This window comes from Chryseobacterium sp. A321 (genome assembly GCF_054489265.1).
Genome location: NZ_JBTMWZ010000001.1, coordinates 1,120,888 through 1,132,248, shown reverse-complemented (window position 1 = coordinate 1,132,248; position 11,361 = coordinate 1,120,888). Strand labels below are relative to the sequence as shown.

The window sequence follows — 11,361 nt, the reverse complement described above, 5'->3', positions numbered from 1 at the left end:
TTACTACCTATCTATTAAAGTCTTCGCTGGATTACCAACAACTATTGAATTCTCTGAAACATCTTTTAATACAACAGAACCTGAACCTACCAGAGCAAAGTCACCTATAGATACGTTTTCCCTAATAGTAGCATTTGTTCCTACGTGAGCACCTCTTCCTAGTAAAACATTTCCCCCTACAACACTATTTGCGGTAATATGTGAAAAACGTTTCATTGTGCTATCATGACCTAAAAATGAATTTGCAAGAAGAATACAATTATCTTCGACAGTAGTATCAGGTGACAATTGTGCTAGTGGTGCCATCAATACGCCGTTGCCAATAGAGCAAAATCCTTTGGGAATAATCGCTGTAGGGTGAATTAGTGTTGCAAACCGATGAGAAGGAATTCCTAATGAAGTAATTTTATTAAAAACTTCTTTTTCATTTTTCATTCCAACATATCCTATAAAGAAATAAACATTTTCATCATGCAAGTATTTTTCTACATCGCTTGATACGCCAATAACCTTATAACCATTATATATTCCTACTTTTTCACCGATAGGAACAACATCGTTAAGAAAACCTAAAACTTCATAAGTACCCAAGTCATTTGCAACAGAAGCGGCAATCATACCGATTCCTCGACCTCCTAAAATTATTAATTTTTTCATTTTTACCTTTGGTTGATTTTTCGATTTTTCTCTAAAATTTTATTAGCTTTTAAGACAAAAGGTGGCCCAACAAATTTACCATTCATAATAGCTACTCCTTGATTATTTTGTCTTGCTTCCTTATCTAACCGCAATATTTCTTCAGCTTCATAAACATCCTGCGATGATGGAGAATAATATCTATGAACTAAAGGAAGTTCGATTGGGTTTAAGCACAACATGCCTTCAAAACCTAATTTTTTAGATAAAATCAAATTATTTTCTAAATCTTCTAAATCTTTGACTCTGACATGGACCGTGTCAATTGGAATTACTTTACAAGCTCTAGCAGCTAATGCTATCATATTACGAGATACAAACAAACTTTCATGTTCTAAATCATGTTGTCCCTCTAAGTCAGCAATAAAATCCTCCGACCCAAAAGCAATGGCCACAACTCTCGATGAAGCATTACATATCTCTTGAGCGTTGAGTACTGCAGATGCAGTTTCAATAAGCGGAATAATCTTAAATGTTCCTACCGGAATGCCTTTTTCATATTCAATCGTCTCGAGCAGTTTATCAAAAAAATAAATATCCTCCCCCTTTTTAGCTTTTGGATACATAAAACCTGCAATTCCATCTATAGTAAGTTCAGAAACATCTTTTAATAATTGCCCGCTTTCTCTGTCATTGATTCTTGGAAAAATAATTTTATTCTTAAAAGCACCATCCGTAACCATTTGGACAACTAATTCACGTGCTTTCTGTTTATTTTCTGGTGGTTGTACAGAATCCTCTATATCAAAAAGTAAGATATCTGCATCAGCTTTAGTGGCACTATCCATCAACCTTTGATTATGGGCTGGCACAAATAGCAAACTTCGCATTAGGTAATCACTCATATTTCTTCTTTCTTAGGAATTAAAACTTTTCTTCTAAAAGTCAATACATTCTCACTTCTCTGATTATAGACAACTGTTTCTACATAGACCACTCCTCTATTTTTCGCGGAGGTTTCCCATTTATCAAGCACTTCTGTTTTTGCATAAATAGTATCATTAATAAAAACCGGTCCTAAATGTTTTACCGACTCATATTCTAAATTAGCTATTGCTTTACCACTAATATCAGGAACGGTTATACCCACTGCCAAACTAAAAACCAATGTACCAACAACCAAAATCTGTTTATGCTGGTGACTAGCACAGTGTTCTAAATTAAGATGTACAGGATGATGATTCATCGTTAACAAACTGAATAAATTATTGTCACTTTCAAAAATAGTTTTAGATAGTGAATGTGCAATTGTTTCACCCACCATAAAATCTTCGAAAAAATTCCCTAAATTACTTGGTTTCATAATATCTAATAATTTTCATTGCTTTTCTCAAATGTGGTCGTTCAATAATTTGGCCGTCAATTATGACTGGATTGAACTCTGCTTGATTTGCTACTTTGCCATATTCCGTTTCAACCTTTAAAGCCCAACTTAATTCATCATCACTATACAAAGATATTGATTTAAAAAGCTGGATTTGCCATGGGTGAATAAAGAACTTAGCGTCATATCCTTTATAGATTCCGTCTTTAATTTCTTCTTCTAATAAACTTTCAGCTCTCAGTTCCATTGACGCAATATCAATTGCTTGTATGTTTATCATTCTTGCCAAATACAATATTTTCTGCCGAACATATTCTAAGTTTTTCAAATCGTGAACGCCACCAATTTCAGCCATAAAATCATGACTACCAATTCCAATCCCTGAAAAACAAAATTCATATTTAATTAAAACATCTTTTACTTCAAAAAAGAATCTAGCATTTTCTATAAGCAATATTACTTGTAAATTTAAATAATCTCTTTCCGAAATTATTCTTTCAAAATCAGAGGCTTTTTGAATTTTCGGAAATACAAATTTTCTAAAACCCTCACTATACAAATTGGTTAAAATCGAAGTATTTAATTTTTCTGTCTCGTCATATAATGGAACTCGAACATAAAAACTTTGATAAAGTGGGTCTGTTTTTATGTTTTTTAAAATCTCTTCCCTTTCCGAAACTTTTACAGCGTCTTCTAAATCAATAATAATTTTTGAAATACCTAATTTTTCAATATCTGCAATTTTATGCAATTTTGTACCTGGAACAAAAAAGTAACTATCCATTTTTACTTTAATTATTTTGGGTTCTTAGCATTAGACGGGCAATTAAATCAATTTCTTCCTCAGTCAAATCATAGTATAGAGGTAAGCACAGTACTCTTTTAGAAACATCTTCCGTTATAGCAAAAGATTTTGATTCAAGATAAGGTAAAGACGAAGCTAACGACGGATAAAAATATCTTCGAGTAAATATTTCACTTTTATCTAGGCTTGCTTTAATTTCCAATAATAGTTCTTCATTTTCTAAAATAATTGGATAATATGCATAATTCAAATTTGCCTGTTTATGCCAAACTGGCTTTAAGGCTTTAAGGCTTTGTAATTTCTCATCATAATATTCTGTAAGCAGCTTTCTTTTGTTATGAATAGCTGTAATATAATTTAAATTAACTAATCCCATTGCAGCATGTAATTCTGAATTTTTGCCGTTTAAACCTAATTCCGAAAATGAATCATAGCCTGAGATCCCAAAATTACGGATATGCGCCATTTTTTTTAATAATTCCGCATCTCTAGTAACTATGAATCCCCCTTCAGTACTGTGATATAATTTAGTGGCATGCATCGAGCAAGTTGAAATATCTCCATATTCAAATATAGATTTCCCATTTAATTGCACACCAAATGCGTGGGCACCATCATAAATTACTTTTAAGTTATATTTTCGAGCTATCTTTTCAATAGTAATAACATCACAAGGGTTACCGTAGACATGGGTTGCTAAGATAGCAGATGTTTTTTCTGTAATTGCTTCTTCAATTTTAGATGGATCAATACAAAGACTCTCATTGTCAATATCGACAAAAACTGGTGTACACCCTTCCCAAACAATGCTACTTGTGGTCGCGACAAATGAAAATGGTGTAGTAATAATCTCGCCATTTAAATTCAATGCCTTAATTGCCATTTGCAAAGCTACAGTTCCATTAGTTACAAACAATAAATGTTTCAAACCTAAATGCTTCTTTAATTTCATCTCCAGATCAGATGCTAATGGACCCATATTGGTCAGCCATTGGCGCTGCCAAATATCAACAATATATTTCTCATATTCTTCTATCGGTGGAAGAAAGGGTTTTGTTACCGGTATCATATTTTGTTTTTTTTATCTTTAAGTAAAGTTAGTAAATAAATTAAAGACTCATTTTTAGTAGAATAACTTAATCCAAAATAAACCAAGCCGCCCAATATCCCCGTAAGCAAGGTTTTAAATATAGAATTAAAATCATTAATCAGAGACATTGCTCCAGACATTATACAAAACATGACACCACAAATAATTAACACTGGAATTAAGTCTAAAAGTTGTTTTTTAGTAGAATATTTTATAAAAGGAGCACTATAATGAGTATTAATTATTAAAGCAATAACGGATGTAATTACACTACTCCATAATAATCCATATATCCCAAATTGAAAAGCGATAATAATACTAACTGTAATTATTATTTTCTTTAATATTTCAAGCTTCAAAAACAAATCACTTCTTCCATATACTTTCAAAATATTTAAATTTAACGAATGTATTGGTAAAAGAATCGAGCTCAAACATAAAATTTGGAAAAAGGGAACTGCTGGGATCCATTGCTCTCCTAAAACAAGTAAGAATAGGGGCTCTGCAACTGCTGACAGTCCAATCATTAAAGGGGCTGTAACAAAAAATGAAAATTTGATCAACTGTTGATATACTTTTTCAATACGATTTTCCTCTGTTTGTATACTAGACAGCAAAGGATAAGTTACTTTATTAATCACTCCAATTAAAGTTGTTACTGGGTATTGATTAAAGGAATAAGCTCTTTCGTAATATCCTAGCACTTGCACGGGGAAAAATTTTCCTATTACAATATTATATAAATTACTAAAACTAGTATTTAAAACTCCTGATAACATTAATTTATACCCAAATCCATAATGATATTTCATTCTTATCCAATCAAATGTCAATGTAGGTTTCCACTCCGAACTTAACCACAAAATCATAGACTGAATAACTTGAGTAGTAAGATACATCCAAACTATGCTCCACACTCCGTAACCAAAATAACCTAATGTTAAACCGACCCCTACCCCAAGTATAGTTCCTGGCACATTTATCTTCATGAGTTTTTTAAAATTCATATCACGTGTAAGAATAGCTATTTGAACGGCAGAAAAAGCAGAAATTATAAAGCTTAAACAATACAATCTAATTATAGAAGTAAGGATATTCTGATCATAAAATTTGGCAATATACGGTGCTGTGTAAAATAAAATAAAATATACAAAAATACTAGTCGCAATGTTAAGATAAAACACTGTCGAATAATCTTTATCGTTCGCCTTCTGAGTCCTTATTAACGAAGATGACAATCCGCTATCAACTAAAGAGGTACCAAGCGCGATAAAAACTGTAATCATTCCTATTAACCCAAACTCTGCAGGGCCTAATATTCTTGCAAGGATAATAGTAGCAACAAATGATAATCCTTTAATAGCAAAAGTGTCTAAAACGGTCCATATTAAACCTGAGAATGTCTGTTTTCGTAAGGACATTTAGTCTTTTGTTATTTTTTTTAAATAATCAAAATAATCACCTTTGAGATCTTTAATATTTACCGAAACCTCCATTTTACTGATCCAGTTATAATTAATGGCGATTTCTTCTAAACAAGCAATTTTTAGTCCTGTTCGCTTTTCAACAGCTTTTACAAATTCCGTAGCCTCTGTTAAAGCCTCATGAGTTCCGGTATCTAACCATGCAAAACCTCTGCTAAATATTTGAAGTTTTAAATTGGATTGTTCTAGATAGTATTGATTTACAGAAGTTATTTCTAATTCTCCTCGATTGGAAGGTTTAACATTTTTAGCAATTTCGATTACAGAGTTTGGATAAAAATACAGCCCCACAACAGCAAAATTAGATTTCGGATGTTGCGGCTTTTCTTCAATGCTTATCACATTATTTTCTTTATCAAATTCAGCTACTCCGTAACGTTGTGGGTCATTTACATAATTACCAAAAACAATAGCTTTACCTTCTTCTTTTACTGTTTTTACTGATGACGTTAATAGCTTCTGTAAACCTGCACCGTAAAATATATTATCACCTAATACCAAACAGACATCATCACCTCCTATAAATTCTTCCCCAATAATAAATGCTTGTGCTAATCCATCTGGGTTAGGTTGCTCTGCGTAGCTTAATTCAATCCCTAATTGACCACCATCTCCAAAAAGCTTTTGGAAATTGGGCAAATCATGTGGGGTTGATATTATAAGAATCTCACGGATGCCTGCTAACATCAAGACCGACAATGGATAGTAAATCATTGGTTTATCATAGACAGGGAGTAGTTGTTTAGAAACAGCTATGGTCAGAGGGTGTAATCTTGTACCAGAGCCTCCCGCTAATATTATTCCTTTCATATGTTTAGTTTTGAGTTAATCTGAAAGAACGTCTCCTATTTATACTGTTTTTTATAATAATTTTGATATGCTCCACTGGTAACATTATTCAACCATTCTTCATTAGTTAGGAACCAGTCTATTGTTTTCGCCAAACCTTCTTCAAATGTTACACTTGGCTCCCAACCTAACTCTTTCTGAATTTTAGTTGCATCAATAGCATACCGTAAATCATGACCTGGCCTATCTTTTACAAAGGTAATTAATTGCTCGCTTGCTCCTGGAGGCCGTCCCAATTTAGCATCCATTTGCCGGCATAATTCTTTAACTAAATCAATATTTTGCCACTCATTGAAACCACCAATATTGTATGTGGTCCCATTTTTAGCATCATGGAAAACGAGGTCAATTGCTCTTGCATGGTCAATAACATACAACCAATCACGAGTATATTTTCCATTACCATAAATAGGCAAGGCTTTATTATGGATTATGTTATGAATACACAGTGGGATTAGTTTCTCTGGAAAATGATTGGGTCCATAATTATTAGAACAATTAGTTATGACCACAGGGAAACCATAAGTATCTGCATAAGCACGAACTAAGTGATCAGATGATGCTTTCGACGCCGAATAAGGAGAATGTGGATCATACCTAGTTTCCTCGGTAAACAAGCCTGTTTCACCAAGGGCTCCATACACCTCATCTGTAGACACATGATGAAATCTTTTGTCTTCATAATCGTCTTTCCAAATTTCTTTTGCAGCGTTCAATAAATTCACTGTTCCTATTACATTGGTCATAACAAAATCCAAAGGATTGTTAATTGATCGATCAACATGAGATTCTGCAGCTAGATGGATGACTCCGTCTGGTCGGTGCTTTTGGAAAATATCCAATATAGTTTTAGCGTCGGTAATGTCACCATTAATAAATTGATAATTTTCTGAGGATTCAATATCTCTCAGATTTTCTAAATTACCGGCATAAGTTAAGGCGTCGAGATTTATTATATAATAGTTTGGATAGTTTTTAACAAAACGTCGAACTACGTGTGATCCTATGAATCCAGCCCCTCCTGTAATTAAAATTTTTTTCATTTCTATAATCTACTATCAACAATATTTCTATCCATGCATGCTTTAGTATCAAAAACTATTGCATTTTTTGCTTTAATTTCTGAAAGATCCAATTCTAAAAATTCATCATGCGCTACCGCAACAATTATTGCTTCGTATTTTTTATCTGTTTTAAGTTGCTCAATAATTGACACATTATATTCTTCGAAAACTTCAGTTTTACTTGCCCAAGGGTCAAAAATATCTACATTGACACCGTATTCGACCAATTCTTTGTAAATGTCAATCACTTTCGTATTTCTAATATCAGGACAATTTTCTTTGAATGTTACTCCCAAAATCAAAACATTTGCTACATTAATCTGAGTACCTTTACCAATCATCAACTTAACTGTCTTAGACGCTACAAAAGAGGCCATCCGATCGTTGACTCGGCGTCCTGATAAAATTACTTCTGGATGATATCCTAACTGGGTTGCTTTATGGGCTAAGTAATAGGGGTCAACTGAAATACAGTGTCCACCTACTAAACCAGGTCGATACTTTAAGAAATTGAACTTAGTACCAGCTGCTGCTAATACGTCATTTGTGTCGATTCCAACACGATCAAAAATTAATGCCAATTCATTGACGAAAGAGATATTCACATCTCTTTGTGCATTTTCAATTGCTTTAGATGCTTCTGCCACTTTAATTGAAGGTGCTTTATGTGTTCCTGCCTTAATAATTGTCCTGTAAAGTTGATCAATTTCCTCCGCAATATGTGGAGTGGATCCAGATGTTACTTTGACAATGGTAGTCAACGTATTTACTTTGTCTCCCGGATTAATACGTTCTGGTGAATAGCCTACATAAAAATCACGATTGAATTTTAGATTAGAGAATTCCTCTAAGACAGGTACACATATCTCTTCAGTACAACCTGGAAAAACTGTGGATTCATAAATTACAATATCGTCTAATTTCAGAATTTTACCAAGCATTTCGGATGCTTTTCGAAGTGGACCTAAATTAGGGGCATTATATTCATCAATTGGTGTCGGTACCGTTACAATGAAAATGTTGGCAGTTTGTAATAGTTTTAAGTCCCCCGTCGCGACATATCCTTTTTCAAACTTGGATTCCTTTGCGATTTGGATGGATGCACTTAATTGATCGAGGTCTGCCTCTAACGTATGGTCTTGTCCCCTATTCAACTCCGCTACTCTTTTCGAATCTATATCAAATCCGATTACTGGAAAATATTTTGAAAACTCTATGGCCAGAGGTAAACCTACATAACCCTGACCTATTACTCCAATTTTTTTCATACTTATCTCACTAGTTTATTTCTTGAATTAATTCTAATAATATTTTTAAATTCCAACTTCTTAACTAAGCAAGGTTTAAGAAGATATCACAAAAACAAAGGAATTTGTAGAACATTTACGAGTAAAACATCTAATAAAATTACTATTTATTAAATTATACTTTCTGAGCCATTTAGTTTGATTGCCTCGTTCTTTATATTAAATCTTGATTTGCAAATGACTTTATACGGATGTCAATAATCCCTGTCGATTGCCCATATATCTATTTATTACCAAAATCTTATTGAATAATATTTTCAAAAATCACACTGTTTGAATCAGGTAAGCGAGGTGAATATGATGCTTAATATAATTTATGCTACAAATCAAGTTGAAGTTTTAAATATTCTAATTATTGTTCTTCCCTCGCAAAAATTTTAAGAAATTTTTCTTTTATGGATAAATCTTGTTCCCCGTACCCGTATCCATATCCATACTTATTACCGTAACCAAAATGGCTTTTCGGCACATCATTAATAACAAATCCAACATTCTGAATTTTCTTCGATTCAATATTATTATTTGCAAAATCTAAAAGTGCTTTCTCCGTATAGCCTGATCTAGTAACATAAATTGTAGCATCAGCGACATCTGAAATCAAGAAAGTATCTGTAACAAGCATTAATGGGGCTGTATCAAATATGATGTAATCATAGGTTTTTCTTAATTCATCAATTAAATCATTAACTCTACCGTTACTTAATAATTCCGTCGGATTCGGCGGTATTGTACCTGTATAGATAACATCTAAGTGCTTATTATTTTCAGAGGTATGAATAATCGATTCTAGCTTCGTTGATTCATCGTATAAGTATTCAGTAAATCCATTCAATTTTTTAGCAAAAGCCCCATAACGTTGAAACTGCGGATTTCGAACGTCAGCTCCAATAATCACGACTCTTTTTGTGGGTGCTGCTAACACCATCGCAAAATTCACAGATACGAATGTCTTACCTTCTCCTTTCACTGAAGACGTAACAAGAATTACATTGCTTGAGCTCTTCTTAGGTAACATAAAAGTAAGATTAGTACTTAAAATTCTAAAAGCCTCGGCAAGTGGAGACAGGTCATTTATTTTTATAACTTCAGACTGGCCTTTTTCGATAGAAGGTAATTCAGCTAAAATTGGAGTTTTAGTTAATTTTTCAATGTCATGTTTTGAATTGACTTTTGTGTTAAGCAATTCTAAAATATAGATTATTCCAAACGGAATGAAAAGTCCAATTAAAAGTGCACTAAGATATATTATATTCTTTTTCGGGGAAACTGGATTAGGAGTGCTATATGCCTTATCAATAATCCGAGCTTTAGGAGCGGTAATTGCCAAAGATATTGCTGTTTCTTCTCGTTTCTGAAGTAAAAGCAAATATAAGCTCTCTTTAATTTGCTGTTGTCTTTCAATACCTCTAAAAATCTTTTCCAAGGATGGAATCTTTGAAATTTTCCCCGCAACTTTATTCTGTTCTTGTTCGTACTCTCTCGATGCGATATTAAGCCCATTTCGATTGCTTTGTAAACTTTGCAATACTGATGATCTCATGGAATTAATCTGCTTGTTCAAATCAATAACACTCGGGTGTTGCGCTGTTGCAGTTTCTAAAAGCCGATTTCTCTCCATAACCAATTGATTATAAGTCATAATGGAACTAGAAACTTCAGCATTATTCAATCCAATGTTACCAGGCAATATTCCGACCTTTTGTTTATTCAAATGACTTATTAGAGCATTCGTGAGTTCTAATTGTGCATCTACTTCTAACTGCTTGGACCTCGCTTCTTGCGCTGTCTTCAAATTAATCTCTGCTTCAGTGGCTAAATCTGTTATACCATTAGAAGCCTGGAACCTCTCCTTCTCTGATTCCACATCACCTAGTTCATCCGCGAGAATATTAATTCGTTCATCAATGAACTCTTTCGTTTTTTGCGATTCCGAATTTTTATCAGCAATCGCATCTTCATTGTATGCGAGAACTAAGCTGTTAATGATTTGCTCAGCTTTATTTCTTTCAGGATAGTTTATTGAAAGTTCAATAACTGAAGTATTTTTACCGACTAAATTCGCGGATAATAACTTTTGTAATTCATCAATTCTCTTCTCTGTGGTTGCAAAAAATAACTTTAAATCTGAAATTTTGTCTTTGTTCTGGAAATTTGGATTTTTGGTTATCATTATATTCGCAAAGGGTAGCCCTATCGTTTTATTGTAGGTCGTTTTGATGTCGTTCTCTAACTCCTCTGAACTAAGAATAAGAACATCTCCTTTAATTTTAATCGTAATGGGTAAAAGGGGCTGGACGCTTTTTGGTTTCTCAGTAATAACATTTACGAACAAAGGAGTAGTCGAATTAAATAGCTCTGTATTTTTTATCGTTGCATCAGTTGTGAGCTTAGTTTGCAAATTGTTTTTTGTAACAACTTCACGCATTAATTTCTTAGACTTAAATATCTCCAACTCATTATCTACACTTGCAGTCTGCATTCCCCCTAAACCTGAAAGATCCTGCAATAGTCCCTCTTCTAAGGAAGATGTCTTTTTTGCATCCTTAATTAAAACAGTTGAGGTCGTTTTATAAATTGGGGTTGAGTATCTTAGATAAATAGCAGCGAGTATTAATAGTATTGCAGCCGAAACTACAAACCATATCCACCTTCTTAAATAAGGCTTCAATAATTCCTTTAAATTTAATTCAGCACTTTGCGTGTCTTCATTATAAGTATGTTGATCCATCATTGAAATAATTA

General features: G+C 33.2%; 10 protein-coding genes. All 10 read right to left on the bottom strand.

Annotated features, from left to right (window positions below; translation table 11 throughout):
• Positions 1-3: 3 nt before the first annotated feature.
• On the bottom strand, positions 4-657 hold the full coding sequence (locus ACX3PZ_RS05420; RefSeq protein WP_459112133.1) for a NeuD/PglB/VioB family sugar acetyltransferase: 654 nt from the start codon (positions 655-657) through the stop codon (positions 4-6).
• A gap of 2 nt (positions 658-659) precedes the next feature.
• Positions 660-1,541 (bottom strand): HpcH/HpaI aldolase/citrate lyase family protein, encoded by an 882-nt coding sequence (locus tag ACX3PZ_RS05415; RefSeq protein ID WP_459112132.1) that lies wholly within the window; start codon positions 1,539-1,541, stop codon positions 660-662.
• Entirely contained in the window at positions 1,538-1,999 is a 462-nt protein-coding gene (locus ACX3PZ_RS05410) for a MaoC family dehydratase (RefSeq protein WP_459112131.1), read from the bottom strand. Before ACX3PZ_RS05410 ends, ACX3PZ_RS05415 begins: the two co-directional genes overlap by 4 nt.
• Positions 1,986-2,804: an aldolase/citrate lyase family protein gene (locus tag ACX3PZ_RS05405; protein WP_459112130.1), complete on the bottom strand. Its 819-nt coding sequence runs from the start codon at positions 2,802-2,804 to the stop codon at positions 1,986-1,988. Before ACX3PZ_RS05405 ends, ACX3PZ_RS05410 begins: the two co-directional genes overlap by 14 nt.
• Before the next feature lie 7 nt (positions 2,805-2,811).
• Positions 2,812-3,894 (bottom strand): DegT/DnrJ/EryC1/StrS family aminotransferase, encoded by a 1,083-nt coding sequence (locus ACX3PZ_RS05400; RefSeq protein WP_459112129.1) that lies wholly within the window; start codon positions 3,892-3,894, stop codon positions 2,812-2,814.
• Positions 3,891-5,336, bottom strand: a complete 1,446-nt coding sequence (locus ACX3PZ_RS05395; protein ID WP_459112128.1) for a lipopolysaccharide biosynthesis protein — start codon at positions 5,334-5,336, stop codon at positions 3,891-3,893. Before ACX3PZ_RS05395 ends, ACX3PZ_RS05400 begins: the two co-directional genes overlap by 4 nt.
• Positions 5,337-6,209 carry a glucose-1-phosphate thymidylyltransferase RfbA gene (rfbA, locus tag ACX3PZ_RS05390; protein ID WP_459112127.1) on the bottom strand — a complete coding sequence of 291 codons (873 nt, stop codon included), beginning with the start codon at positions 6,207-6,209 and terminating at the stop codon, positions 5,337-5,339.
• 35 nt (positions 6,210-6,244) lie between these two features.
• Complete coding sequence (gene rfbB / locus ACX3PZ_RS05385; protein ID WP_459112126.1) at positions 6,245-7,291, bottom strand: dTDP-glucose 4,6-dehydratase; 1,047 nt, start codon at positions 7,289-7,291, stop codon at positions 6,245-6,247.
• A gap of 2 nt (positions 7,292-7,293) precedes the next feature.
• Positions 7,294-8,580, bottom strand: coding sequence for a nucleotide sugar dehydrogenase (locus ACX3PZ_RS05380; protein WP_459112125.1), 1,287 nt, complete (start codon positions 8,578-8,580; stop codon positions 7,294-7,296).
• 391 nt (positions 8,581-8,971) lie between these two features.
• A complete protein-coding gene (locus ACX3PZ_RS05375; RefSeq protein ID WP_459112124.1) occupies positions 8,972-11,347 on the bottom strand; it encodes a GumC family protein in 2,376 nt (791 codons plus the stop codon).
• Positions 11,348-11,361: the final 14 nt, after the last annotated feature.